The sequence below is a fragment of the Hoylesella timonensis S9-PR14 genome (assembly GCF_000762405.1).
Classification (GTDB): Bacteria; Bacteroidota; Bacteroidia; order Bacteroidales; family Bacteroidaceae; genus Prevotella; species Prevotella timonensis_A.
Window position 1 is genome coordinate 1 of the sequence record NZ_JRPQ01000079.1, and the last position, 25341, is coordinate 25341.

General features: G+C 40.2%; 23 protein-coding genes and 1 tRNA gene. 15 read left to right on the plus strand and 9 right to left on the minus strand.

What is annotated here, in order from left to right; translation table 11 throughout:
• Positions 1-243: 243 nt before the first annotated feature.
• From guaA to HMPREF9304_RS05300, 5 genes are all read right to left on the minus strand, one after another.
• The gene (guaA, locus tag HMPREF9304_RS05280) at positions 244-1788 is read right to left on the minus strand and encodes a glutamine-hydrolyzing GMP synthase (protein ID WP_036927124.1); all 1545 of its coding nucleotides are present in this window, start codon (positions 1786-1788) and stop codon (positions 244-246) included.
• A 48-nt stretch (positions 1789-1836) separates the two neighbouring features.
• On the minus strand, positions 1837-2604 hold the full coding sequence (locus tag HMPREF9304_RS05285) for a sugar phosphate nucleotidyltransferase (RefSeq protein ID WP_036927126.1): 768 nt from the start codon (positions 2602-2604) through the stop codon (positions 1837-1839).
• Positions 2605-2687: 83 nt separating this feature from the next.
• Positions 2688-4229: a RapZ C-terminal domain-containing protein gene (locus HMPREF9304_RS05290; protein WP_036927128.1), complete on the minus strand. Its 1542-nt coding sequence runs from the start codon at positions 4227-4229 to the stop codon at positions 2688-2690.
• Between the two features lie 417 nt (positions 4230-4646).
• Positions 4647-6272 (minus strand): chaperonin GroEL, encoded by a 1626-nt coding sequence (gene groL / locus HMPREF9304_RS05295; protein WP_008121818.1) that lies wholly within the window; start codon positions 6270-6272, stop codon positions 4647-4649.
• Between the two features lie 68 nt (positions 6273-6340).
• Positions 6341-6610 (minus strand): co-chaperone GroES, encoded by a 270-nt coding sequence (locus HMPREF9304_RS05300; protein WP_025072712.1) that lies wholly within the window; start codon positions 6608-6610, stop codon positions 6341-6343.
• 388 nt (positions 6611-6998) lie between these two features.
• Here HMPREF9304_RS05300 and HMPREF9304_RS05305 point away from each other — a divergent pair, with 388 nt between their 5' ends.
• The 8 genes from HMPREF9304_RS05305 (at position 6999) to HMPREF9304_RS05330 (ending at position 14168) form a co-directional block, all read left to right on the plus strand.
• The gene (locus tag HMPREF9304_RS05305; protein WP_036927130.1) at positions 6999-8564 is read left to right on the plus strand and encodes an acyl-CoA carboxylase subunit beta; all 1566 of its coding nucleotides are present in this window, start codon (positions 6999-7001) and stop codon (positions 8562-8564) included.
• A 24-nt stretch (positions 8565-8588) separates the two neighbouring features.
• Positions 8589-8738: a hypothetical protein gene (locus HMPREF9304_RS14650; RefSeq protein ID WP_180961567.1), complete on the plus strand. Its 150-nt coding sequence runs from the start codon at positions 8589-8591 to the stop codon at positions 8736-8738.
• 52 nt (positions 8739-8790) lie between these two features.
• The gene (locus HMPREF9304_RS05310) at positions 8791-9216 is read left to right on the plus strand and encodes a biotin/lipoyl-containing protein (RefSeq protein WP_036927132.1); all 426 of its coding nucleotides are present in this window, start codon (positions 8791-8793) and stop codon (positions 9214-9216) included.
• A 269-nt stretch (positions 9217-9485) separates the two neighbouring features.
• Positions 9486-10292 (plus strand): glycogen/starch synthase, encoded by an 807-nt coding sequence (locus HMPREF9304_RS05315; RefSeq protein ID WP_008121812.1) that lies wholly within the window; start codon positions 9486-9488, stop codon positions 10290-10292.
• A 76-nt stretch (positions 10293-10368) separates the two neighbouring features.
• Positions 10369-11784 (plus strand): DUF4270 domain-containing protein, encoded by a 1416-nt coding sequence (locus tag HMPREF9304_RS05320; protein WP_036927134.1) that lies wholly within the window; start codon positions 10369-10371, stop codon positions 11782-11784.
• Positions 11785-11907 (plus strand): dehydrogenase, encoded by a 123-nt coding sequence (locus HMPREF9304_RS14900; RefSeq protein WP_156104770.1) that lies wholly within the window; start codon positions 11785-11787, stop codon positions 11905-11907.
• Between the two features lie 487 nt (positions 11908-12394).
• Positions 12395-13438, plus strand: coding sequence for a UDP-glucose 4-epimerase GalE (gene galE / locus HMPREF9304_RS05325; protein WP_036927136.1), 1044 nt, complete (start codon positions 12395-12397; stop codon positions 13436-13438).
• 166 nt (positions 13439-13604) lie between these two features.
• Positions 13605-14168 (plus strand): 30S ribosomal protein S16, encoded by a 564-nt coding sequence (locus HMPREF9304_RS05330; protein WP_036927139.1) that lies wholly within the window; start codon positions 13605-13607, stop codon positions 14166-14168.
• 190 nt (positions 14169-14358) lie between these two features.
• Here HMPREF9304_RS05330 and HMPREF9304_RS05335 read toward each other — a convergent pair whose 3' ends face one another.
• Positions 14359-16671, minus strand: coding sequence for a transglycosylase domain-containing protein (locus tag HMPREF9304_RS05335; protein WP_036927140.1), 2313 nt, complete (start codon positions 16669-16671; stop codon positions 14359-14361).
• A gap of 297 nt (positions 16672-16968) precedes the next feature.
• Between HMPREF9304_RS05335 and pyrB the strand changes: the two genes are divergently transcribed.
• The 5 genes from pyrB to HMPREF9304_RS14360 all read left to right on the plus strand — a co-directional run bounded on the left by pyrB (position 16969) and on the right by HMPREF9304_RS14360 (position 20243).
• The gene (gene pyrB, locus HMPREF9304_RS05345) at positions 16969-17916 is read left to right on the plus strand and encodes an aspartate carbamoyltransferase (RefSeq protein ID WP_036927145.1); all 948 of its coding nucleotides are present in this window, start codon (positions 16969-16971) and stop codon (positions 17914-17916) included.
• 28 nt (positions 17917-17944) lie between these two features.
• The gene (gene pyrI / locus HMPREF9304_RS05350; protein ID WP_025071685.1) at positions 17945-18400 is read left to right on the plus strand and encodes an aspartate carbamoyltransferase regulatory subunit; all 456 of its coding nucleotides are present in this window, start codon (positions 17945-17947) and stop codon (positions 18398-18400) included.
• Between the two features lie 117 nt (positions 18401-18517).
• The gene (gene glyA / locus HMPREF9304_RS05355) at positions 18518-19798 is read left to right on the plus strand and encodes a serine hydroxymethyltransferase (protein WP_036927148.1); all 1281 of its coding nucleotides are present in this window, start codon (positions 18518-18520) and stop codon (positions 19796-19798) included.
• 118 nt (positions 19799-19916) lie between these two features.
• Positions 19917-20111, plus strand: a complete 195-nt coding sequence (locus HMPREF9304_RS05360) for a hypothetical protein (protein WP_036927150.1) — start codon at positions 19917-19919, stop codon at positions 20109-20111.
• 61 nt (positions 20112-20172) lie between these two features.
• Positions 20173-20243: transfer RNA gene (locus HMPREF9304_RS14360), tRNA-Cys, on the plus strand.
• Between the two features lie 96 nt (positions 20244-20339).
• Here HMPREF9304_RS14360 and HMPREF9304_RS05365 read toward each other — a convergent pair.
• Positions 20340-21377, minus strand: a complete 1038-nt coding sequence (locus tag HMPREF9304_RS05365) for an esterase-like activity of phytase family protein (RefSeq protein ID WP_036927152.1) — start codon at positions 21375-21377, stop codon at positions 20340-20342.
• Between the two features lie 418 nt (positions 21378-21795).
• Here HMPREF9304_RS05365 and yihA point away from each other — a divergent pair, with 418 nt between their 5' ends.
• Positions 21796-22395: a ribosome biogenesis GTP-binding protein YihA/YsxC gene (gene yihA / locus HMPREF9304_RS05370; protein ID WP_036927155.1), complete on the plus strand. Its 600-nt coding sequence runs from the start codon at positions 21796-21798 to the stop codon at positions 22393-22395.
• Positions 22396-22397: 2 nt separating this feature from the next.
• Positions 22398-24173 carry an ABC-F family ATP-binding cassette domain-containing protein gene (locus HMPREF9304_RS05375; protein ID WP_036927156.1) on the plus strand — a complete coding sequence of 592 codons (1776 nt, stop codon included), beginning with the start codon at positions 22398-22400 and terminating at the stop codon, positions 24171-24173.
• Positions 24174-24400: 227 nt separating this feature from the next.
• Here the strand turns inward: HMPREF9304_RS05375 and rlmH are convergent, their stop codons facing one another.
• Together rlmH and HMPREF9304_RS05385 are read right to left on the minus strand one after the other, a co-directional pair.
• The gene (rlmH, locus tag HMPREF9304_RS05380; protein WP_036927158.1) at positions 24401-24871 is read right to left on the minus strand and encodes a 23S rRNA (pseudouridine(1915)-N(3))-methyltransferase RlmH; all 471 of its coding nucleotides are present in this window, start codon (positions 24869-24871) and stop codon (positions 24401-24403) included.
• Between the two features lie 81 nt (positions 24872-24952).
• Positions 24953-25270 carry a DUF4491 family protein gene (locus tag HMPREF9304_RS05385; RefSeq protein ID WP_036927161.1) on the minus strand — a complete coding sequence of 106 codons (318 nt, stop codon included), beginning with the start codon at positions 25268-25270 and terminating at the stop codon, positions 24953-24955.
• Between the last annotated feature and the right edge of the window lie 71 nt (positions 25271-25341).

Below are 25341 nucleotides of genomic sequence, written 5' to 3' on the forward strand. Positions count from 1 at the left end.
TGCCTATTGATTTTTTCTATTTTGAAGATTTTAGATGGCCGTTTTTTGGTAAAATAATAGGACAAAAGCAACGAATGTTTTTACCAAAAATGAGAAGGACGAAATGGTGTAGAGGTTTCACCCAAAAGATGAAATGAAAAATGGCATTGGCAATACCTACCGGTACTGCCAATGCCTTCTTTAACAAACGGACAGGATATGGCGCTTCTCTATCTCTGAAGTTCTATATCCATACCACTAAATTTATTCCCATTCAATCGTCGAAGGGGGTTTTGACGAAATGTCATAGCATACGCGATTTACACCCTTGACCTTATTGATGATTTCGTTAGACACCTTGGCAAGAAACTCGTATGGCAAGTGCGCCCAGTCTGCAGTCATGGCATCGGTGCTGGTAACTGCACGAAGTGCAACAGGATGCTCGTAGGTGCGTTCATCCCCCATCACACCAACACTCCGTATAGTGGAGAGAAGTACTGTCCCTGCTTGCCACACCTTGTCGTAGAGAGGTTGTCCATCCTCACAAATCCATTGATGCAGTGCTTCAATATAAATATCGTCAGCAGCCTGAAGTATGGCTACCTTTTCAGGAGTAATATCGCCCAAAATGCGGACTGCCAAGCCAGGACCGGGGAACGGATGACGTTTAATCAAGTTCTCGGGCATCTCCAATTGTTGCCCTACACGGCGCACCTCGTCCTTGAACAACCATTGAAGTGGTTCGCAAAGTTTCAGCTTCATCTCCTTTGGAAGTCCGCCAACGTTGTGATGACTCTTTATCACCATTCCTGTAATGCTTAGACTTTCTATTCTGTCTGGATAGATAGTACCTTGCGCTAACCATTTAGCGTCTGTAATTTTCTTGGCTTCTGCATTAAACACCTCGACAAAGTCACGACCAATAATCTTACGCTTTTCTTCAGGATCGGTAACGCCTTTCAAGTCTTGAAAAAACTTTTTGCTGGCATCTACACCAATGACATTGAGTCCTAAACCTTCGTATGCCTTCATTACGCGCTTAAACTCATCCTTGCGCAGCATCCCATGATCTACAAAAATACAAGTGAGATTTTTTCCTATCGCCTTGTTTAATAGCGTGGCACAAACGGAAGAATCTACTCCTCCACTTAAGCCTAAAATGACTCGATCGTTACCCAACTGCTGTTTTAGCTCCTTCACTGTGGTTTCCACAAATGAGGCTGGGCTCCATTGTTGTTTACTTCCACAAATATCAACCACAAAGTTTTTCAGCAAAGTGGTACCCTGTGTGGTGTGAAAAACTTCAGGATGAAACTGAACAGCCCACATTGGATACGTATCACTGGCATAGGCTGCATAGTGTACATCAGCAGTACTTGCGATGACATGGCAATCGGAAGGAATTGCAGTAATGGTATCGCCATGACTCATCCATACTTGTGAATGAGGCTCAAAACCTTTGAAAAGTGGATTTTCTGCATCAAAGTCTTTAAGGAGTGCACGCCCATATTCACGCGTCTCTGTGCGTTCTACCTTTCCACCATGAGTATGCGAAATAAATTGTGCACCATAACAAATACCTAAAACTGGATATTTGCCCATGAAATCGGATAAATTGCACTGGAAAGCCTCACGATCATGAACAGAATAAGGTGAGCCACTAAGGATGACACCGATAATAGAGTCATCGTTTTTGGGAAACTTGTTATACGGCAAAATCTCGCAGAAGGTATCCAGTTCGCGTACACGTCGACCTATCAACTGTGTGGTTTGCGAACCAAAATCTAAGATAATAATCTTCTGTTGCATATAGCTATAATTGAAAATGAATAATATCGAATGAATGTATCAAATGAATCAACTTGCTGGACGAGACTGAGATGAAGTCGAGGAAGTATCCCATTGAGACATAAACGCAGCGGCTTGACTTAGTGTCTCAGGTTTGCCGACATCCAATAGTTGCAGGTTTGTATCTATATAAGCTTTTATGGGTATGTGTTTACAAATATCTAAATAAAAATCAATGATACTAAAACTGGAAGGATAATCCTGCATCAGTGGAAACAATGTCGGCGAAAAGTTGTGAATGCCCGCAAAGGCAAACATCTTACAGTGAGCAGGATTGATATTTGAAAATGGTGAGCGCACCTCTCCAGTCTCAATATTGGTCCACCCTACCAATTTTAATGTTTCATCAAAAAGAAGGTAGCGTTTTGTTTTGCGCTCACTCACAAGCAAGGTAGCTGCAGCTTCTTGATTACTTGTATAGAAATGGGATAAATCCACATTGCTCAATATGTCCACATTGTGGATAAGGATTCGCTCCTTCGTAAATAGCTTCTGCGCATACTTGATACCTCCACCCGTGTTAAGAAGTGTCTCTCTTTCTTCACTAATGAGGATGTCTATACCAAAATTATCGTGCGCATGAAGGAAATCGATGATTTGCTGCGAGAAGTGGTGTACGTTGACAATGATACGCTCAAATCCCGCTTTCTTCAATCGTTCGATAACCAATTGAAGCAACGGAACACCACCAACCTGAACCAATGCCTTGGGCATGTGGTCTGTCAGGGGGCGTAATCGAGTGCCTAAACCAGCTGCAAAAATCATGGCTTGCTTCATGACGTGTATTCTTTTTTATTGAACTTGTTATTTTATAAGACTCCTTTCAAGCCGCCGTATCATGCGAATGGGTGTAACATCCTTTATTTAGCAGGCAAGGTTTGATTGATATTTTGTTCTCTATGAATGATTCTTACCTCAATGCCAAACTTGTCATGGATGTGTTCTGCCAAATGTTGTGCCGCATAAACACTTCGATGTTGCCCTCCTGTACAGCCAAACGAGAACATCAAACTCGTGAAACCACGCTCTATGTAACGGCTCACGTGGCGATCTGCCAACTTGTAGATATGGTCTAAAAAAGTAAGTATTTCGCCATCAGACTCCAAGAAACGAATCACAGGTTCGTCCAATCCTGTGAGACATTTATAAGGTTCATAACGCCCCGGATTGTGAGTAGAACGACAATCAAAGACATATCCTCCACCATTGCCACTCGAATCTTCTGGGATTCCTTTATGGAAAGAAAAGCTGTAAACACGTACCACCAAGACTCCCCCACCGTCATATTTAGAAAAGGTAGCAGGACCGTCAACAGGATTGGCATGATAAATATTATGTTGGGCTATTTTATAGCCGTCAGTTCGCTTTGTCTTTGGCTGTTCTACGATAGCAAATTGTGGCAATTCGGTGAGCTGTTTGAGAATGTCCATCATATAAGGATAGTTGGAAACTACTCCATTGAGCTTCAGTAGTTCACGCAAATTCTGTATCGCAGGTGGAATTGAAGATAGGAAATGTTTCTTGCGTTCAAAGTAACCTCGAAAGCCATAAGCGCCCAATACTTGCAAAGTGCGAAATAAAACAAAAAGGCTAAGTCGCTCAACGAAGTGACGACTGGATGGTACTTCAATGTATCGTTTCAGCGAGTTATAGTAAGCAAAGACTAAATCACGACGCAATTTGAATGGATATTTTGCCGAAGCCTGCCACAAAAACGAGGCTAAGTCATAATAGAACGGACCTTTTCTTCCACCTTGATAATCAATAAAATGTGGATTTCCCTGCTCGTCAATCATCACATTGCGTGCTTGGAAGTCTCGATAAAGAAAATATTCGGAAGGTTCTGCTGTTAGATCTTTAGCAAATAAGCGGAAGTTAGCTTCTAATTTCAGTTCATGAAAATCAATTCCTGTAGCCTTTAGAAAGCAATATTTGAAATAATTTAAATCAAACAAAACACTATCTGCATCAAATGTAGGTTGTGGATAGCAATGTTTGAAATCCAAGCCACGGGCACCTTGTATCTGCATTGCAGGCAATGCCTCTAAGGTACGCAGAAGTAATTTTTTCTCTTTTTGTGTATAACGCCCTCCTGCTTCACGGGCATCTTTCAGCAAATCAAACAGAGATGTGGTGCCTAAATCCGTCTGTAAGTAACGAAGTTGATCGTCACCAACAGCTAATATTTTAGGAACAGGCAACAACTGTTTGGAAAAATGATTTGTCAGATAAATAAAGGCGTGGTTCTCATCACGGCTCGTACCTATTACTCCTATCGTCGTCTCTCCTTTAGAATTGGTAAAACGATAATAGCTACGGTTACTCCCAGCACCTTCTATAGGATCTATTTTTATGGGGTTCTCGTGCGCCCACTGTGTATAAAGCTCTATTAATTTCTCCATATCTTCTATAGCCAAGTATCCCTCTTAGGATTCATACAAAACTCTTTGTCAACAAGAAGATTTTGCCATGCAGATACTTGCCTTGTGTAAAGTACTGCAAAAATAATCATTTTTCATCAAATAGCCATCTTGTTCACAAGAAAAAGGTAAAGATAAAAAGAAATCGGATGTCATCTCGACATCCGATATTCTTAAAACAAACTACTTAAAAACTAATCTACTAAAACAAATCAAAAATATCTTTTAAGCATTCTCAGCTATATACATTTTGCTAAGTATTTTGATATATATGTTGCAAAGATATATATATTCTTTGAAATTCAAAAGGATTTGTTCTAAAAAAAATCATTTCAAAAACAAAAAGGGACGATTCCTTAAGAGTCGTCCCTAATATTTATCTCTAAAAAGAGGTTTTGTTTACATCATTCCGCCCATTCCAGGAGCTGCTGGCATTGCTGGCTTTTCCTCTGGTTTGTCTACTATGAGGCATTCTGTTGTTAAGAACATTCCTGCAATAGAGGCTGCATTTTCCAAAGCAACACGTGCCACCTTTGCTGGGTCAACAATTCCTGCTTGGCGTAAATCCTCGTAAGTTTCGGTGCGAGCATTGTAGCCATAATCACCTTTACCTTCACGAACTTTGTCCACAACTACTGCTCCTTCGCCGCCTGCATTTGCAACAATCTGGCGTAAAGGCTCTTCAATTGCACGTTCAACAATTTTGATACCAGTCTGTTCGTCACTATTTACACCCTTCAAGTCTTTCAATGCATCCAGTGCACGGATGTAGGTAGTACCGCCACCTACAACAACACCTTCCTCAATTGCAGCACGGGTAGCACAAAGGGCATCGTCAACACGATCTTTCTTCTCCTTCATTTCTACTTCACTGTTAGCTCCTACATAGAGAACTGCTACACCACCTGACAATTTAGCCAAACGTTCTTGCAACTTTTCTTTATCGTATGAACTTGTTGTGTGCTCTATTTCATTCTTGATTTGACTGATACGAGCTTGAATGTTTTCACTCTGTCCAGCACCGTTTACAATGGTTGTGTTGTCCTTTGTTACTGTCACTTTATCAGCAGAACCTAACATTTCAAGAGTAGCTTGCTCCAATTTCAAGCCTTTCTCCTCGCTGATAACCACACCACCTGTTAAAATAGCGATGTCTTCAAGCATGGCTTTTCTGCGATCACCGAATCCCGGAGCCTTCACAGCACATATTTTCAATGCTGCACGCAAACGGTTTACTACCAATGTTGTCAATGCCTCAGAATCAACATCTTCTGCAATAACGAGCAAAGGACGGCCACTTTCTGCAGCTGGCTGTAAGATAGGAAGGAAATCTTTGATGTTAGAAATCTTTTTGTCGTAAATCAAAATGTATGGATTTTCCATAACACTTTCCATCTTATCCGTGTCTGTTACGAAATAACTGGAAAGATATCCACGGTCGAATTGCATTCCTTCAACAACACCGATATTGGTATCACGGCTCTTACTCTCCTCAATAGTGATGACACCATTCTTGCTTACCTTGCGCATGGCATCAGCCAAAAGCTTTCCAATCTCTGGATCATTGTTAGCAGAAACCGTAGCAACTTGCTCAATCTTGTCGTAATTGTCGCCTACTTGCTCTGCATTAGACTTGATATAATCAACTACTGCATTAACTGCCTTGTCGATTCCTCTTTTCAAATCCATAGGGTTAGCACCAGCAGTAACGTTTTTCAAACCTTCTGAAACAATGGCTTGTGTCAATATTGTTGCGGTGGTGGTACCGTCACCTGCATCGTCACCAGTTTTGGATGCAACGCTCTTTACCAATTGAGCACCTGTATTCTCAAAAGAATCCTCTAACTCAATTTCTTTAGCAACGGTTACTCCATCTTTTGTTATCTGTGGAGCACCAAACTTTTTCTCAATAACAACATTACGTCCTTTAGGACCTAAAGTGATTTTTACAGCGTTAGCCAACTGGTCAACACCCTGTTTAAGCAAATCTCTTGCTTCTACATCAAATTTAATATCTTTAGCCATATCTTTATTTTCTTTGTTAGTATCTAAATTATTTTTATTGAATCAATGCTTCTGTCTTATACGTTCAACTATTTAACAATAGCCAGTACATCACTTTGACGCATCATCAAGTATTTTTCACCCTCATACTCAAGTTCGGTTCCGCTGTACTTTCCATAAAGTACTTCGTCGCCTTCTTTAAGAATCATCTCTTCATCTTTTGTTCCATTCCCAACAGCTACTATCTTTCCATGTAATGGTTTTTCTTTCGCTGTATCAGGAATAATAATTCCACCTACTTTTTCTTCTGCAGGTGCAGGAAGCACCAAAACTCGGTCTGCTAATGGTTTAATGTTCATAATCATTATATTTTAAGTTATTCATAAATTGCATTTTCAGGACTATGATGCCTCATGAGTAGCAATACTTGTTCTGAACCAAACACCCCAAGCTATACGAAAAGTGTGCCAAAAACATAGCTGACAAGTTTGGCAGTGTTATATATGACAGATATGTCAGTCATTCTAAGTTGCTGGTTATATTGAGACAAAATGTCATTGTTCGCTTTTTAGAACACCATAATGCGCCTAAACTTGAAAATAAGAAAAGAAGACATCAGCAACATAAAAATGAATCTCCATTCTTAATCCCATATAACATATTTTACATGGATAGCTTTGAGGCTTTCGTGAAATATTATTATCTTTGCAAAGTCAAATTAGGAATAAAATTCATACTAATATAATTATGAGTAAACAAGTAGAAAAGATTAAAACATTAGTAGAAAAACGGGAACAAGCTCGACTTGGAGGAGGTCTAAAAGCCATTGAGAAGCAGCATGCTCGTGGCAAATATACAGCACGTGAACGCATAGATATGCTCGTTGATGAAGGCTCTTTCGAGGAGTATGATATGTTCAAACTTCATCAATGCCATAACTTTGGAATGGAAAAGAAACAAATCTTGGGAGATGGTGTTGTGACAGGTAGTGCCACCATTGACGGACGTTTAGTTTACGTTTACGCACAAGATTTCACCGTCAACGGTGGTTCTTTATCTCTTACTATGGCTCAAAAGATTTGTAAGATTATGGATTTAGCCATGCAAAATGGTGCACCCATCATTTGCATGAACGACTCTGGAGGTGCTCGAATACAAGAGGGAATCTGTGCATTGGCTGGATATGGAGAAATATTTGAAAGAAATATCTTAGCAAGCGGTGTTGTTCCACAAATTTCTGCCATATTAGGTCCATGCGCTGGAGGTGCTGTTTACTCTCCTGCACTCACTGACTTCATTTTTATGTCAGAAGGAACAAGTTATATGTTCCTCACGGGTCCTAAAGTCGTAAAGACCGTTACGGGTGAGGATATTGATGCAGAACATTTGGGAGGAGCCAGTGTTCATGCTACGAAAAGTGGTGTTACCCACTTTGCAGCAAAGGATGATACAGAAGTCTTGACATTGATTAAAACTCTTCTTAGTTATCTTCCTTCTAACAATACCGAAGAAGCTCCTCGCTTACAGAATGAAGATCCCATCAATAGGACGAGTGATTTGCTGAACGAGATATTACCAGACGATCCGAACCAAGCCTATAATATGTATAAGGTGATAGGCGAAATTACCGACAATGGTGAATTCTTTGAAGTCCAACCCAAGTTCGCAAAGAATCTCATTACAGGATTTGCACGTTTCAATGGACAGAGTGTGGGCATTGTTGCCAACCAGCCACAGGCTTATGCAGGCGTACTCGACACCAATGCAAGCCGCAAGGGTGCTCGTTTTGTTCGTTTTTGTGATGCCTTCAACATTCCAATCGTTTCGTTGGTAGACGTACCCGGATTCTTGCCTGGTACGGGTCAGGAATATAATGCGGTGATTCTTCATGGCGCACAATTACTCTATGCTTATGGCGAAGCGACGGTACCTAAGATTACTATCACACTCCGAAAGAGTTATGGTGGTAGCCACATCGTAATGGGATGCAAGCAATTGCGCTCCGATCTCAACTTTGCATGGCCAACAGCTGAAATCGCTGTGATGGGTGCATCAGGTGCTGTAGCCGTGTTGAGTGCGAAAGAAGCAAAAATGAAGAAAGAAGCTGGCGAGGATGTTCGTGCTTTCTTGGCAGAAAAAGAAGAAGAATACACCAACCTTTTTGCTAATCCTTATCAGGCAGCACAATATGGTTATATTGACGATGTCATTGAACCAAGAAATACAAGATTTAGAATTTGTAGAGGTTTGGCACAGTTAGCACACAAACGTCAGCAGCTTCCAGCCAAGAAACATGGCTGTATGCCAATGTAACCAACCGCTTAACATTCAAATAAAATGGATAAGAATATATATGCAGCCATTGCTATGGCTCTCTATGAGTATCAGGGAAATAATGTGCACGATATTGAGCCTGGAAAGATTACCATTCTACCCAAGCACACTTTATGGAATGCTAAATTTCTCTCTTTCACAGAGAGACCCTAACTAATCACAGTTCATAATCTCTCGTCAATCAACGAGAATGGAAATATAGGATATGAAAACATTTAAATATATCATCGACGGAAAAGAATATCAAGTCGAAATAACCGATGTAGTCGACAACAAAGCGCAGGTAACTGTCAACGGAAAAGACTTTCAAGTAGAAATGGAAGCGCAGCCCGAAGCAGAGAAGAAAACTGTAACTCCACTGCCCCAGTCGGACGAGAAGGTAGAAACAGAGCCTTCTACCACTGGACAGGTTAATACAGAGCAGGCTATCAAAGCTCCACTCCCTGGCGTTATTACAGAAATAAAGGTATCAGTGGGCGATCAAGTGAAAGCTGGAGATACCGTTGTAGTATTGGAAGCCATGAAGATGGCAAATAATATTGAAGCTGAAAAGGATGGAACTGTCACTGCTATTTGCATCAAACAGGGCGAAAGTGTCATGGAAGACACACCCTTGGTGGTCATAGAATAAGCACTCATGACCTTCCTTTTTAAGTTAGACATCTAACAGCTGTGTTGATAGACAGCTGTTAGATGTCTTTTCTTTTGTGATAAATTCTTATTCTAATCATAAAAAATACTGAAAATGAGACGTTAAATTTTCAATTTGAAAATAAACCGACCTTATTTTCATTTATTTTTTGTATCTTTGCATGGAGCATAGCATGTAGCCTGTAGCATCGCACTACAAAGTCTTTCATTCTTAGCTCTGACAATAAACAAGTAAATGCCAAAGAGGACATGACAAAAAAGATTTTATTCATCAATCAAGAGATGATGCCATACGTCCCAGAGACAGAAATGTCCAAGATGGGGCGCGAACTTCCACAAACGATGCAGGAAAGTGGGTACGAGATCAGAACATTTATGCCTAAATGGGGAAACATAAATGAACGGCGCGGCCAGCTACATGAGGTAATCCGCCTTTCTGGAATGAATCTCATCATCGACGAGACCGATCACCCACTACTCATCAAGGTGGCATCCATACCACAAGTAAGAATTCAAGTTTACTTTATTGACAACGAAGACTATTTTACCAAACGCCAAATGACCGTTGACGAATCGGGTGATGAATATCCTGACAACGGAGAACGCGCTATATTCTTTGCACGTGGTGTATTGGAAACAGTCAAAAAATTACGTTGGGTGCCCGATATTATCCATTGTCAAGGCTGGATGGGAGCAGTAGTTCCTTTCTATGTGAAGACTGCTTTCAAGGACGAGCCTTCGTTTGCGAATGCAAAAGTCATCACAGCTTTATTTCAAAACCAGCTTAAGAAGGATTTGGGAACCAATTTCAAACGCTGCGTGGAATACAGAGATGCAAAGGTAGACTTATTGGATGCTTACCACGAAAAGTTTGACTTCTTTGAATTAGGCAAATTAGCCATTGACTATAGCGATGGAATTATTGAGACTGGTAACGATGTCAACAAAGACCTCATACAGTATGCCAAGAGCAAAGACATCCCATTCCTTGACGATCCGGGAAAGGAATATGCAAAGGCATATCAAGATTTTTATGATTTAATTCTCGAGAAATAAAGCTTTTTATAGATTGATAAGTCTTCCGTTAGACCGTTTATATCGTATAAAAGTCCGTACAATAGCATAAACACAAATGAAGAATCAGTTTATCGCAATCATCGCTTTTGCTGCTTTTTTGCTCGCATCATGCGACGACACCACAGATACACTCGGTGGATCACTCACAAACAAGATGGACAAACTGGAGATTTCGACAGATACATTCATGGTATCTACAAGCTCCATTGCTGCCGACTCCGTACTCTCTCGAAATACCATAGGGTATTTAGGTAAAATCAAGGATACCGAAACAGGTGGTTATATCACAGGCAATTATATGACCCAATTTCGAATACCAGAGAACTATGCTTTCCCAAGTGCACAACAAATGACGCATAAGATAAACGACATCATCGTAGCAGACTCTTGTGAAATCCGTCTTTACTACGAAACTTTTTACGGAGACTCTTTGGCTCCAATGAAAGTAACGGCTTATGCGATGAGCAAGCCTATGAATGAAGATCGAAAATACTATTCCAATTTCGACCCTATCAAGCAAGGCTATGTCTCGCCAAATGCGTATCAGGTAGACAAAATCTATACGCTGACGGACGCCAAAGCACAAGCAGGAAAATCCAACAACGGCAATAACAGCAAGTATATTACCATCAAGCTCAACCAACCTTATACTGCGCCAGACGGTAAGGAATATAACAATTTTGGTACGTATGTGCTGCAACAATATTACCAGCATCCTGCGTATTTCAAAAATTCATTTACGTTTGCCCAACATGTAGTGCCAGGTTTTTATCTAAAGAATGCAAGTGGACTTGGCTCAATGGTTTATATCAATTTGAGTCAATTAAACATTTACTTCACTTTCAAGCATAATAATAAGGAACAAGTCGGGAGTGCTTCGTTTTCTGGCACAGAAGAAGTGCTTCAAACTTCCAATATATCTAACGATGCACACACCATTCAAAGTTTAGTAAACAATCATGAACATACGTATTTGAAGTCACCCGCAGGCATCTTTACAGAACTGACTATCCCCGTTGATGAGATTTTGAAAGGTCATGAGAAGGACTCACTGAATGCAGCAAAAATTCATTTAGCCCGACTAAACAATCTCGTGAATAGCAAATATGCATTGGACATTCCTCAAACACTCTTATTAGTCCAAAAGGATAGTCTTTACAGTTTTTTTGAAAACAAGCGCATCGCAGATTATAAAACTTCGTTTTTAGCAACCTATAATCCATCTAATAACGGATACACCTTTCATAATATAGGAAGCGTCATCAAGGAAATGAAGAAAAACAAGATGGCAGGTACACGCTCCAAAGGTTGGAATAAATTGGTGGTGATACCTGTTCAGGCAACATATTACTCGTACAATCAAAACAAAATTCTTACACGAGTAGTGCATGATATGTCACTCACCAGCACACGCTTGTTGGGTGGAAATCAACCACTGAGTTTATCTGTCATTTACTCACACTTTCAATAGATGGCTGACAATTATTTAGAAAGAAAACAAATGGAGTACGAAAAGCATAAAGCGGCTTGGCTCAAGAAGAAAAAGTTGCACTTGCAAAAGCCCAAACAGCTCGTACGAAAAGAGAATCAATAGACAACATGAAAAGGTATTTTACTCTTCAAGGTAAAATACCTTTTTCGTTTCACTTTACTTCAGAGTTAGATATATTTGATTGAAGCAATGAGTTAAGTGTCTTATCCCATGTGAATAACGCCCTTAACTCATGTGAATAACACCATTAACCCATGTAGATAACACCGTTAACCCATGTAGATAAGCGGGTTAAGTCAATGTTCAATTCAGAAACATATTGCTCCAATAAATCTTGTTGTATCAAAACTGTCGTACGAAGGTTACGCACACTCCTCCGATTCGTCTATATTTCTCCCTCTCCCATCCAGTAAAATAGATGAATATAGAAGAAATAATTGAATATCGTCAACGGCATTTAACTTTTCTTGTATTTTATCTTGACTTAGCTACCCTTCATCAATAGGCATTTTAAGGTAAATTCGTGGCATCAATCGAATAAAATATGTAACTTTGCAACAAGAAATATTTTTAACTTAAAAAAATAGACATGGAAACGAAACAGACAATTCTTGTTACGGGTGGAACGGGTTTTATAGGTTCACACACCACCGTGGAGTTACAACAAGCTGGATACAATGTTGTTATTGTCGATAATCTATCAAACTCCAAAATTGAAGTTCTTGATGGCATTGAGAAGATAACTGGAATACGTCCACACTTTGAACAAATTGACTTATGCAATTTTGAGGACACAGAAGCTGTGTTCAAGAAGTATACCGATATTGCAGGTATCATCCATTTCGCAGCATCAAAGGCAGTGGGCGAAAGCGTGGAGAAACCTTTGCTGTATTACAGAAACAACATCACCTCACTACTTAATTTATTGGAGTTGATGCCCAAATATCATGTCAAAGGCATTATCTTCTCAAGTAGTTGTACCGTCTATGGACAGCCAACGGCTGAAAATCTACCTGTTACCGAAGAGGCTCCCATCCAAAAAGCATTGTCTCCATATGGTAATACCAAGCAAATTAACGAAGAAATCATCCAAGATTACATACATAGTGGAGCAAAGTTGAAGAGTATTATCTTGAGATATTTCAACCCTATTGGTGCACATCCATCTGCCAATATCGGAGAACTCCCTAATGGAGTACCCAACAATTTGATACCTTACGTAACGCAAACAGCCATGGGCATTCGCAAAGAACTCACTATCTTTGGAAATGATTATGACACTCCCGATGGAACTTGCATCCGAGATTATATTTATGTCGTAGACTTAGCAAAGGCACATGTGGCTGCTATGAAGCGTGTACTGGAGAAAGAGACAAGTCCTCTCGAGATTTTCAATATCGGTACGGGGCATGGTGAGTCTACATTAGAGATTGTCAAAGGGTTTGAGAAAGCCACAGGTGTAAAACTTAATTGGAAATACGGACCACGCCGAGAGGGCGATATAGAGAAAGTTTGGGGAAACGTAGACAAGGCAAACAAAGTCTTGGAATGGAAGGCGGACACCCCTATCGAGGAAGTTTTAGCCTCTGCATGGAAATGGCAAGAACGCCTGCGTGACGAGGGTGTGATGTAAATCTCCTGCCCTAAGTATAGAAATACACATTAAGAAACGTTAATGTAGGTTAATACTCAAAAGTTCTTAATCGTGCAATTTCGACGACTTAGCTTTTTATCGTACCTTTGCAAGCACTTCCACGAGTTGGGAGTATTAATTCAAACCTATTTAAATAAAACAAAAAATGGCAACAAAAATCAGATTGCAACGCCGCGGTCGTAAGGGTTATGCTTTTTATAGCATCATTATCGCTGACGCAAGAGCACCACGTGATGGTAAATTTACTGAAAAGATTGGAACGTATAATCCTAATACGAATCCAGCAGCTGTAGATTTGAATTTCGACAGAGCGCTCTATTGGTTAGAAGTTGGTGCACAACCAACCGACACTGTTCGTAACATCTTGAAACGTGAAGGCGTTTATTTAATGAAACACTTGCGTGGAGGTGTAAAGAAGGGAGCTTTTGATGAAGCTGCAATGCAAAGCAAATTCGATGCTTGGAAACAAGAAAAAGTGAAAGGCTTACAAGCCTGCGCTGCCAATGAGGCTCAAGCTAAGAAGGATGCAATTGCAAAAGAACTTGAAGAAGAGAAAAAGATTAATGCTGAAATAGCAAAGAAGGTCGCAGAGAAAAAGGCTGCTGCAAAGGCTGAAGAAGAAGCTGCTAAAGCTGCTGAAGAAGGAACTCACGAAACTTCTGAAGAAGCACCAGCTACAGAAACAGAAGAAACTCCTGCTGAAGCATAAGACAAAATTCTTTTATTCTGATACAAAAAAAGTCAATATGGAAGTTTTCATATTGACTTTTTTTGTACCTTTTACGCTGATAAGTGACTACCACTCGGAGGTTATTTGGGAAAGATTGGTTATCTATAACTGCCGTTCATGACAGAAATTCAGACCTCATTAGGTCAACACAAAAAGTGAATGAGATGTTCTACTCAAAGACTTCGTCTATACCAAATTCATCCATATTCGCATCGTCTTGATGACATGGATTGTATCCTTCAGGTAGACCGAAGGACGCATCTGCCCGATAACCAAGCGACTTGTCACGATAAATGCGTTTCATGTAATACGCCCAAATAGGCAATGCCATGGTGGCACCTTGTCCCATGCGCATAGAATCAAAGTGGATATCACGGTCTTCACCTCCTACCCAACATCCACTCACTAACTGAGGCGTGAAACCCATGAACCAAGCATCTGAATTTCGATTGGTAGTACCTGTCTTCGCTCCTATTTCACCATCAATGTGGTATTTGAATCGCAAACGTCCAGCCGTACCACCTTCAACAACAGCCTGTAAAAGAACAAGCATCTTATTGGCACTTTCCTCACTAATGACCTCATTCATGCGTGGTTGAAAAGTTGCAATGACATTCCCTTCATTGTCTTCTATCTTTGAGACGAACATGGGTGCAGTACGGATACCATGGTTTGCAAACGCTGAATAGGCACTCACCATCTCGGCAACAGAGACCTCACATGGTCCTAAACAAAGCGCCATAGATGGATGGATATCAGGATTTTTGATTCCAAAATCGTTCAACATGCCAACAAATTGCTGTGGATTTAATCTGCTCATCAAATAGGCAGAAATCCAGTTATTCGAGTTAGCCAATCCCCATTTCAATGTAACCATCTGTCCATAGCGTCGTCGACTTGCATTCCTTGGTGTCCAAGGTTTACCAGCTACAATGTATGTTCGCTGTACATTTGGGGCTTGGTCACATGGAGAAAAACCGTTTTCCATGGCTAATGAATACAAGAAAGGCTTAATGGTAGAGCCTACTTGGCGTCGTCCACTCATCACCATGTCATACATAAAATGGTTATAGTCAAGTCCACCGACATACGCTTTGACATGCCCCGTTTGCGGTTCCATACTCATGAACCCAGCTCGCAAGAACGATTTGTAGTATCGAATGGAATCCATAGGTGTCATCGTTGTATCTACATCCCCATGAAATGTAAAGATACTCATGTCTACAGGCGTTCTAAATGCTTTTTGAATCTCTGCATCCGTAGCTCCTGAAGCTTTCATGACACGGTATCGCTCACTACCTCTCATTGATCTATTAAGTATCGCTCTTATCTCTTTTTGCGTCAGTACACTGGTAAAAGGCGCATTCGCTTTTTTAGAATTTTCTTTTGTAAAGGCAGGTTGTAAGAACTTCACAACATGATTATATACAGCATCTTCTGCATAACGTTGCATTCTTGAGTCAATCGTTGTAAAGACTTTTAAGCCGTCTGTATAGACATTATATGGTTTACCGTCTTTCTTAAAGTTTTTATTACACCATCCATACAGCGGGTCGGACACCCATGCAATGGAATCGAAGACATACTGATTTTGATTCCATGAAGGATAATCGGAGCGTTGAGGATGTGTTGCCATCATGTATTGACGCAGAAATTCTCTGAAATATGTGGCAGATCCGTCCTTGTGATCGATGCGATGAAAGTCTAATACCAATTTTTCATCGGCATGCTGATGATATTCTGCTTTTGACAAATAGCCCGCTTTTTGCATCTGACTCAACACGACATTCCGCCGTTCCGTGCATCGTTGAGGATATCTCACAGGATTAAAGAGCGAAGGATTCTTGCATAAACCTATCAAAGTTGCCGCCTCATTAATGGTCAAATCTTTGGGTTCTTTATTAAAATAGGTGTTGGATGCAGTTTTGATGCCCACGGCATTGTGTAGAAAGTCAAAATAATTAAGATACAAGGCGATGATTTCTTCCTTGGTATAATTTCGCTCTAACTTCACCGCAATCACCCACTCTATGGGCTTTTGCAAGACTCTTTCCAGCGTACTGTGGGCGGTTTCGGAATATAACTGCTTTGCCAATTGCTGTGTAATGGTAGAGCCACCCCCAGCATTTTCTTGTCTCAGAATACCTCTCTTAATGATAGCGCGCCCCAAAGCAATGAAGTCAATCCCTGAATGTTCATAGAAACGCTCATCTTCTGTGGCTACTAAAGCATGTACCAAGTGTGGAGATATTTTAGAATAGGGTATGACGATTCGATTTTCCTTATTGAAATTCCATGTTCCAAGCACTTTTCCGTCTGCAGAATATACTTGAGTAGCGAACCTACTAATAGGGTTTTGTAAATCTTCTACATCGGGCATATATCCTATCCATCCTTTCCAAATGGCAGTAAATGATAAAACTAACAGGATTGATACAATAATCAATATCTTCCAAAGCACATGAATGAAAACCTTTCTCATAACTTATCGTGAACGTATTCGTATTTTGCAAATAATATAAATGAGTTTTTCCGTGGTGTTCGTCAGTAGAGAGTGCGGACAAAGCACCTAAGTTTCATCATTATATTTACTTGTATCATGAAACATTCTTACTTCATTTTCGGTATGCTTCATTTCAACTTTGTCTTTTCGACTCTGCAAAAGTTTCTTTATTATTTGATGCAAAAATACAATTTTTCTTTGAATAAACTCGTAAAAATAAAAATTAATAACTACCTTAGCAGGCAATTCTAATGAGAACATTAAGTAGGATAAAAAATGCAAAAAAATCATTTTATAACAATAGCCAATCTTAGTAAAGACGATTTGATGTATCTTCTCTCTATGGCAGAGGAATTTGAGAAACATCCAAATCGTGAACTTCTTAAGGGAAAAGTCGTTGCAACGCTGTTCTATGAGCCGTCTACTCGAACGCGTCTTAGCTTTGAAACGGCTGCCAATCGATTAGGTGCAAGAGTCATAGGTTTTTCAGATGCCAAAGCTTCGAGCGTGGCAAAAGGCGAAACTCTCAAAGACACCATCCTAATGGTATCCAATTATGCTGATATTATTGCCATGCGTCATTACATAGAAGGTGCAGCACAATATGCCAGCGAGATAGCCCCTGTTCCCATTATCAATGCAGGCGATGGCGCTCACATGCACCCTTCTCAATGCTTACTTGACGTGTATTCCATTTATAAGACACAGGGAACGCTCGAAAACCTAAATATTTATTTGGTGGGAGATTTGAAATATGGGCGCACAGTACATTCACTTATCATGGCGATGCGCCACTTCAATCCTACTTTTCATTTCATTGCGCCCAAGGAATTGTCGATGCCAATGGAGTATAAGATATATTGCAAGGAACATGGAATTAAATTCCAAGAACACACTGTATTCAATGAAAAAGTCTTAGCCGATGCAGATATCCTCTACATGACTCGTGTGCAGAAGGAACGTTTTTCTGACCTAATGGAATATGAGCGTGTAAAGAATGTTTATATTTTGCGCAATGACATGCTTTGCAACGTTAAAGAGAACATGCGAATCTTGCATCCATTACCTCGTGTCAATGAGATTGCGTACGACGTGGACGATAATCCGCACGCTTATTACATCCAACAAGCAAAAAATGGGCTCTTTGCGCGTGAGGCTATCTTCTGTTATTGTTTAGGCATTACCCTTGAAAATATCAAAAAAGATAAAACCATTATCGAGTAATATCGATGAATTTATAAATCGTGAGAAAATGAACAAAAAAGAACGTTTGGTAGCTGCCATCGAAAATGGAACGGTGATTGACCATATTCCAGCAGATAAAACATACCAAGTTATGAACTTGTTAGAGCTCCAATCTCTTAACACTCCCGTTACGATTGGAAACAATTTCGTATCTAAAAAAGTGGGTAAAAAAGGAATTATCAAGGTTTCCAATAAATTTTTCTCTGACGAAGAAATCAGCAGACTGTCGGTCGTTGCTCCCAAAATAGTGCTCAATATCATTAAAGATTACGAGGTAGTAGAAAAGAAAACGGTAGAAACACCCGATGAACTGCGTGGCATCGTAAAATGTAACAACCCCAAATGTATCACTAACAACGAGCCAATGGAAACGGTGTTTCATTTTGTAGACAAGGAAAACGGACTACTAAAATGCCATTACTGCGATAAAGAACAAGATATCAACAAAGTAGAACTGTGTTAGAAGATACACAATAACGCTCTTCATCACACCCTCTACAAAAGAGATAAACATACAATAAGATTCAAACTATCTAAATTCTAATTTTATTTAATATCAACCCTTAAAACTAAAAAACACATGGAAAAAGATGTGAAAATCTTTGATCTCATTGAGAAAGAACATCAGCGTCAGCTCAAAGGAATGGAGCTTATTGCTTCAGAGAATTTTGTAAGTGACGAAGTAATGCAAGCTATGGGGTCTTATCTGACCAACAAGTATGCTGAAGGATTACCTGCTAAGCGCTATTATGGTGGCTGTCAGGTAGTCGACGAAGTTGAAAACATTGCCATAGATCGGGTAAAGAAACTTTTTGGAGCAGAGTTTGCAAACGTACAACCTCACTCTGGAGCACAGGCAAATGCCGCTGTTTTCCTGGCTGTATTAAATCCCGGTGATACCTTCATGGGATTAAATTTGGATCACGGTGGGCACCTGTCACACGGAAGTAGTGTGAACACCTCAGGTATATTATATCACCCCATTGGTTACAATCTTTCTAAAGAAACTGGACGAGTAGATTATGATGAGATGGAGCAATTGGCACGTGAGCACAAACCCAAACTAATTGTCGGTGGAGGTTCTGCTTACAGTCGCGAATGGGACTACAAGCGTATGCGCCAAATCGCTGACGAAGTAGGTGCCATCTTTATGGTCGACATGGCTCACCCAGCTGGATTGATAGCTGCTGGTTTGTTGGATAATCCCGTAAAATATGCGCATATCGTCACCAGTACCACCCACAAGACCCTTCGTGGACCACGTGGAGGTATTATTTTAATGGGAAAAGACTTTGAAAATCCATGGGGCAAGACCACCAAGAAGGGTCAACTCAAGATGATGTCTCAACTGCTCAACAGCGCTGTGTTCCCAGGAATACAAGGCGGACCGCTTGAACATGTCATTGCAGCTAAGGCAGTTGGCTTTGGTGAGAACTTGAAACCAGAATGGAAAGAATACGCACAACAAGTTAAAAAGAATGCCAGTGTCTTGGCTTCTGCTTTGATAGAGCGTGGATTTACCATTGTCAGCGGTGGTACAGATAATCACTCTATGTTGGTTGACTTACGTCAGAAATACCCAGACCTTACAGGAAAAGTGGCTGAAAATGCCCTCGTTTCTGCCGATATTACAGTGAATAAGAACATGGTTCCATTTGACACACGCTCCGCATTCCAAACCAGCGGTATCCGTTTAGGAACTGCTGCAATGACCACACGTGGCGCCAAAGAGGACATCATGCTACTTGTTGCTGAACTTATTGAGGAGGTGTTGAATGCTCCTGAAGATCAAGCAGTGATTGAAAAAGTAAGAAATAAGGTCAATGAGACCATGAAGAGTTTCCCACTCTTTGCTTACTAACGGTCATAGGTAGCACAATTCCACTACCCTATTCATAGAAATTCTTACCATAGCTGGTGTATGTACTCGCATTATCAGTATATGGTAAGAATTCTTCTTCAAGAAAAAACGCAAAATCATGGACGTTCTACAGTACATCGTCATATTCATCATCATACTTTTGGCATTGGGTTATGCCTGTCGTCGCATCTATATCGCACTGCGCTACAGCAATGACAGATGTTATGGATGCAAGGGCTGTGAACTCCATGACCAGATTCTAAAGAAACAAGCTACCAAACACAAAAAAACTCAATGCTTTCAGAAAAAGTGACATAAATGTTTGGCAGTAACAATAAATTATCTTATCTTTGCACTCGCAAAAATCTAACAATGGTACCTTGGCCGATCGGTTAGGTAACGGTCTGCAAAACCGTGTAGGGCAGTTCGACTCTGCCAGGTACCTCTAAGATGACGAAATCACAGTCTTTTCTTTACAGATAGGATTGTGATTTTTGTTTTATACCCAAGCAGAATCGTTTTCCAAACAAATATTTCTTACCTACTTCTCACTTGACATCTTGAATACCAATGTCTTGAACCAATCTTTCATGACACCGCCAGCTTGGTTTTGAGAATCAGAAACAAATACTAAGACCTGTGAGCCGTCAGCTAATTGAGGACCCAAACACATACCTTCAAAATTGGCAATTTTATGATGAAACAACTTTAAGGTGGTACGCCAGCTGGCTACCAATTGCTTCTGTAAATAAGGACTATCTGCCGTTAGCGAGTCATTGTTATCAATGGCAAATGCTGCCTGTGGCATTACTCGAAATAATTTATTATTGACGAATGCCCCCACCTTTTTAGTTGGTGTGTAAAACTCGCGTTCCATGACCAGCACACTGCCATCATCAAGACCTGTTACCTCTACCACTCCCATTCCATAGAGATAGGCACGCTTGTCTGCCTCGGGTGTCTCCATCTGATAAGCGTACTGATGCAAAGGCGTAAAATCGGCAGAGAAAGATTGTAAGCGCAGTCGATTTTTCACTTGATTGGTAGACGTAGCCTGCTCTCCATCCCCCTTTAGCGTACCTTCATTACAAGTCCAAAACATCTGTGTCTTGGGATTAAAGTTCAAAGATTCAAGCCCATAGTTCCCTCTGGCGCGTTGATAAATTGGCGGAACCAAAATTTTTCTATCACTCAGTTTTCCGTCCAAGGTATATTCCCGAATGGTGTTGTCGGTTTCTCTCGAAATATAAAGCTTTTTCGTCGTCGGTACATACGCAATCGCCTCTAAGTCTCCTGCTTGCTCCCTATCCCCTCGAAAGCCGAGATTTTCTACTCGCAGCACCTCTCCTGTAATGGAGTCAAGACTAATCTTAAAAATGAAAAAGCCGTCATTTGGCGACTTGTCGCTTACCACGGCATACAAGTCGTTGCCTAAATAGGTAATACCACTGTAATTCCCAGCTGGAATTTCTTGTGAGAAACTGCGTTGAGCATTAACACGAACAACATGCAAACTGTCTTGAGCTGCCAATGAGATGCAGATAAGCGAAAAGAGTAAAAAGCACCAAAATTTATTCATAAACGCAAAAGTACTATATTTTTTTGAACCCTACATATTTGTGTGTTGCTTTCTTTCCAAAAAGGTGATACAGAAAATGAAATTTTGTACTTTTTGATATTCGCAAATACTTGATTACAAACATGTTACAACGGTAAAATTAACTCAATGACTTAAGGGCGTTAAGTCATGTAGATAAGGGCATTAAGTCATGTAGATAAGCCCCTTATTATAATGGGTTAATAAAACCACCTCATTGAAGCAAGAAGGAAGTCATCAAATGAAGCACAATAATCAGTATATTTTTGTATTTTTGTAGAGAAAATAAAACTCATTCATCGTGACGTAAGAAAGTGCACGAAAATCTGTAATAGAAAACTGAATAGATTTTCTTATTAGAATATACATTATTTAATTTGCAACAAATATACTTCATTTTATGGATATCACTCAAGCAAAATTTGTCTTGTCTTCACCAAATCTCGGGAAATGTCCCACCGACCAACGAATAGAATACGCATTCATCGGTCGGTCAAACGTGGGTAAATCAAGTTTAATCAACATGTTATGCAATCATCAAGGACTTGCAAAAACATCATCCACTCCGGGAAAGACGCTACTCATCAATCATTTTCTGATCAACAACGATTGGTATTTGGTAGATTTGCCTGGCTACGGTTATGCCAAACGCTCAAAGAAAGTGCAAGAAGAAATACAAAAACTCATCACCACTTATCTATTACATAGAGAACAATTGGTGAATGTTTTTGTACTCATAGATGTCAGACACGAACAGCAAAAGATTGACCGTGAGTTCATTGACTGGCTTGGCTTAAATGAAATTCCATTTACGATTGTTTTCACGAAAGCAGACAAATTAGGCACTGTGAAAGCAAAAATGAACGTCGACAAATGGATGAGCCAACTCAAAGACGTATGGGAAGAGCTGCCTCGTTACTTTATTACGAGTTCTGAAAAGAAGACAGGACGCCAAGAATTGCTCGATTATATCGATGAAATCAATCAATCTTTAAGATAGGAATGGCGACACAAATACCATATTTGGACGTGCAGAACCTGACCAAATCGTTTGGAGATTCGCTGCTGTTCCATCGAATTTCTTTCTCGGTAGCCGAAGGGCAACGCATTGGTTTAATAGCAAAAAATGGTACCGGAAAGTCTACTTTGCTCTCCGTTATTACAGGAAAGGAAGGGAAAGACGAAGGAAGCATTATCTTCAAGAATGATTTGAAGATAGGATTCCTTCAGCAAAAATCTGTTTTTGACCCCACAGAATCTGTCCTTGATGCCTGTTTCAATCATGAGGGAGTACCCGAGAAGGTGTTAAAAGCCAAACAAATTTTGACGCAACTCAGAATAGATGATTTGGAGCAACCCATGGGACAGCTCAGCGGAGGACAACAAAAACGTGTGGCATTGGCAAATGTTTTGATAACCGAACCCGACTTTTTCATCTTGGATGAGCCTACCAATCATTTAGATTTACAGATGGTAGAATGGTTAGAAGGCTATTTATCGCGTGGAAACAAAACGTTGCTCATGGTTACTCACGACCGATTCTTCTTGGATAGGGTATGTAATTGCATTTTGGAGTTAGACCAACAGCAGATATATACCTATCGAGGCAACTACAGTTATTATTTGGAGAAAAGGCAAGAGCGCATGGACCAGATGCGCAGTGAAGTGATGCGAGCCAACAATCTATATCGCACAGAGTTAGAATGGATGCGCCGCATGCCACAAGCCAGAGGACATAAAGCCAAATACAGGGAAGAGGCTTTCTATGAATTAGAACGGAAAGCCAAGCAAAAAGTGGAAGAAAGACAGCTAAGACTCAAAGCAAGTAATGTCTATATCGGTTCTAAAATCTTTGAGTGTCAATATGTGTCGAAGGCCTACGACAACAAGATTATCTTGAAAGATTTTTATTATAACTTCTCAAGATTCGAAAAACTCGGCATCATTGGCAACAATGGAACAGGCAAAACGACCTTCATTAAGATGCTTATGGGGCTTGTAGAACCCGACTCTGGTAAATTCGACATCGGAGAAACTGTCCGCTTTGGTTATTTTTCACAAGAGGGTTTGGCTTTTGATCAACAGCAAAAAGTCATTGATGTGGTGACAGATATTGCTGACCACATTCGTCTTGGAGGCGGAAAAACGATGAGTGCAACGCAATTTCTTCAATATTTCCTCTTCACTCCAGAGCAGCAACACAGCTATGTTTACAAACTGAGTGGAGGCGAATTGAGGAAATTGTACTTGTGTACGGTATTGATGCAAAACCCCAACTTCTTGATACTCGACGAGCCAACAAATGACTTGGACATACCAACTTTGCAAATTTTGGAAGAATATCTTCAGGACTTTCTGGGTTGTGTTATTATCATTAGCCACGACAGGTATTTCATGGACAAAGTGGTAGACCACATATTAGTATTCAAAGGAGAAGGAGAGATACAAGATTTTCCGGGAAATTACACCCAGTTTAGAGAGTGGGACAGCTTACAACCCGCTGACACAAGCAAGGAAGAGAAAAGAGAGAAGACACCTGTCAAGAGCTATCGGAGTGATGAGAAAAAGAAGATGTCTTACAAAGAGAAGCGTGAATTTGAAACTTTGGAAAGCGAAATTGCAAAATTAGAGACAGAAATAAGCAACTTGGAAGCCGAATTATGCAGCGGCAGTTTATCCATTGAAGAGCTTACAGACAAGAGTATTTTGCTGCCCAAGCTAAAGAAAGAACTCGATGATAAGAGTATGCGCTGGCTCGAATTGTCTGAATTGGGATAGGTGATGTCTGTGGATAGCAATCTTGGCATTGATGCAGAAGCCCATTGACGTATAGCAGGTTGTAAAAAATGAGCACAGTATAAGTGGCTTGGGATGTATCAGAACATGTTTGTCTTCGTTTAGTTTCTTATTGAAGAACAAACTTCTTCGCAATGAAAACGGTCTTTATAACCGTCTAAATGCGCTGGGGTTCATGACTTTTTGAGATTTCTCTTGGCGCTTGTCTACTATTCGTGATGATAAGGTTCACCTTTTATAATAGTACAAGCCCTATAAAGTTGTTCCGTGAAAATAAGTCTTACCATTTGATGTGAGAATGTCAAACGCGACAACGACAATTGCTCATCAGCTCGCTCATATACCTCTGGCGCAAATCCATACGGTCCTCCGATGACAAAAACTATTTTACGAGTGGTGCTCTGCTTCTTCTCCAACCATGCTGCCAGTTCAACACTTCTCAATTCTTTCCCATGTTCATCAAGCAGGACAACAGTATCTGAAGGCATTATCTTTTTCAGAATCAACTGTCCTTCGAGCGTTTTTTGCTGGCTCTCAGTCATCTTTTTGTTATTTTTCAGTTCAGGAATCACCGTCACTGTCAATGGCATGTAATGGTTAATCCTACTCACATAGTCTTCTATGCCAGCCACAAAATGTCGATTAACGGTTTTACCAATCAGCAACAATTCTACTTTCATATCCTCTCAAGATTAGTTCTGCTGGTGCAACATCAAGCACCGAAAGCGCTTGATTACAACTATTAAGAGACCTTGCAGTCGTTACTCTTTCGTCGATTGAATAGGTTGATATTCGTTTTTACGCTTTGGATTCATCGGAAACCATCCCTTCTCTACTCTCTTCTTTTGCTCAAAGAGTTCACCAATGCTCCACAATGAAGATGCTCCTAATACGCCCAACAAGGACGACCACAACACTTCTTCTATAAAAAGCGATCCTACGATGAAGGCGATACCTAACAATAAAAATATCCACCATGGACGTGTTCCCCATCGATATTCTGTCTTGATGACGATTGGATGAAAAATACCTATAATTAAAAATGTAGAGATCGCAATAATAATTCCTTTGTAAAACATGAGTTATATCTATTTAAGCAAATAAAGTTGAATGATACTTTCGATATTGCCATAATGTTGCAAAAGTACAA

Bases quoted from the DNA above. Each gene is read 5' to 3' on its own strand.
- HMPREF9304_RS05320 (WP_036927134.1), top strand. From the start codon at position 10,369: ATGAAGAATCAGTTTATCGCAATCATCGCTTTTGCTGCTTTTTTGCTC.
- HMPREF9304_RS05365 (WP_036927152.1), bottom strand. From the start codon at position 21,377: ATGAATAAATTTTGGTGCTTTTTACTCTTTTCGCTTATCTGCATCTCA.
- HMPREF9304_RS05360 (WP_036927150.1), top strand. From the start codon at position 19,917: ATGGACGTTCTACAGTACATCGTCATATTCATCATCATACTTTTGGCA.
- HMPREF9304_RS14650 (WP_180961567.1), top strand. From the start codon at position 8,589: ATGGATAAGAATATATATGCAGCCATTGCTATGGCTCTCTATGAGTAT.
- HMPREF9304_RS05375 (WP_036927156.1), top strand. From the start codon at position 22,398: ATGGCGACACAAATACCATATTTGGACGTGCAGAACCTGACCAAATCG.
- HMPREF9304_RS05315 (WP_008121812.1), top strand. From the start codon at position 9,486: ATGACAAAAAAGATTTTATTCATCAATCAAGAGATGATGCCATACGTC.
- groL (WP_008121818.1), bottom strand. From the start codon at position 6,272: ATGGCTAAAGATATTAAATTTGATGTAGAAGCAAGAGATTTGCTTAAA.
- HMPREF9304_RS14900 (WP_156104770.1), top strand. From the start codon at position 11,785: ATGGCTGACAATTATTTAGAAAGAAAACAAATGGAGTACGAAAAGCAT.
- HMPREF9304_RS05335 (WP_036927140.1), bottom strand. From the start codon at position 16,671: ATGAGAAAGGTTTTCATTCATGTGCTTTGGAAGATATTGATTATTGTA.
- HMPREF9304_RS05300 (WP_025072712.1), bottom strand. From the start codon at position 6,610: ATGAACATTAAACCATTAGCAGACCGAGTTTTGGTGCTTCCTGCACCT.
- HMPREF9304_RS05310 (WP_036927132.1), top strand. From the start codon at position 8,791: ATGAAAACATTTAAATATATCATCGACGGAAAAGAATATCAAGTCGAA.
- HMPREF9304_RS05285 (WP_036927126.1), bottom strand. From the start codon at position 2,604: ATGAAGCAAGCCATGATTTTTGCAGCTGGTTTAGGCACTCGATTACGC.
- HMPREF9304_RS05385 (WP_036927161.1), bottom strand. From the start codon at position 25,270: ATGTTTTACAAAGGAATTATTATTGCGATCTCTACATTTTTAATTATA.
- HMPREF9304_RS05330 (WP_036927139.1), top strand. From the start codon at position 13,605: ATGGCAACAAAAATCAGATTGCAACGCCGCGGTCGTAAGGGTTATGCT.
- HMPREF9304_RS05290 (WP_036927128.1), bottom strand. From the start codon at position 4,229: ATGGAGAAATTAATAGAGCTTTATACACAGTGGGCGCACGAGAACCCC.
- pyrB (WP_036927145.1), top strand. From the start codon at position 16,969: ATGCAAAAAAATCATTTTATAACAATAGCCAATCTTAGTAAAGACGAT.
- glyA (WP_036927148.1), top strand. From the start codon at position 18,518: ATGGAAAAAGATGTGAAAATCTTTGATCTCATTGAGAAAGAACATCAG.
- galE (WP_036927136.1), top strand. From the start codon at position 12,395: ATGGAAACGAAACAGACAATTCTTGTTACGGGTGGAACGGGTTTTATA.
- rlmH (WP_036927158.1), bottom strand. From the start codon at position 24,871: ATGAAAGTAGAATTGTTGCTGATTGGTAAAACCGTTAATCGACATTTT.
- guaA (WP_036927124.1), bottom strand. From the start codon at position 1,788: ATGCAACAGAAGATTATTATCTTAGATTTTGGTTCGCAAACCACACAG.
- HMPREF9304_RS05305 (WP_036927130.1), top strand. From the start codon at position 6,999: ATGAGTAAACAAGTAGAAAAGATTAAAACATTAGTAGAAAAACGGGAA.
- yihA (WP_036927155.1), top strand. From the start codon at position 21,796: ATGGATATCACTCAAGCAAAATTTGTCTTGTCTTCACCAAATCTCGGG.
- pyrI (WP_025071685.1), top strand. From the start codon at position 17,945: ATGAACAAAAAAGAACGTTTGGTAGCTGCCATCGAAAATGGAACGGTG.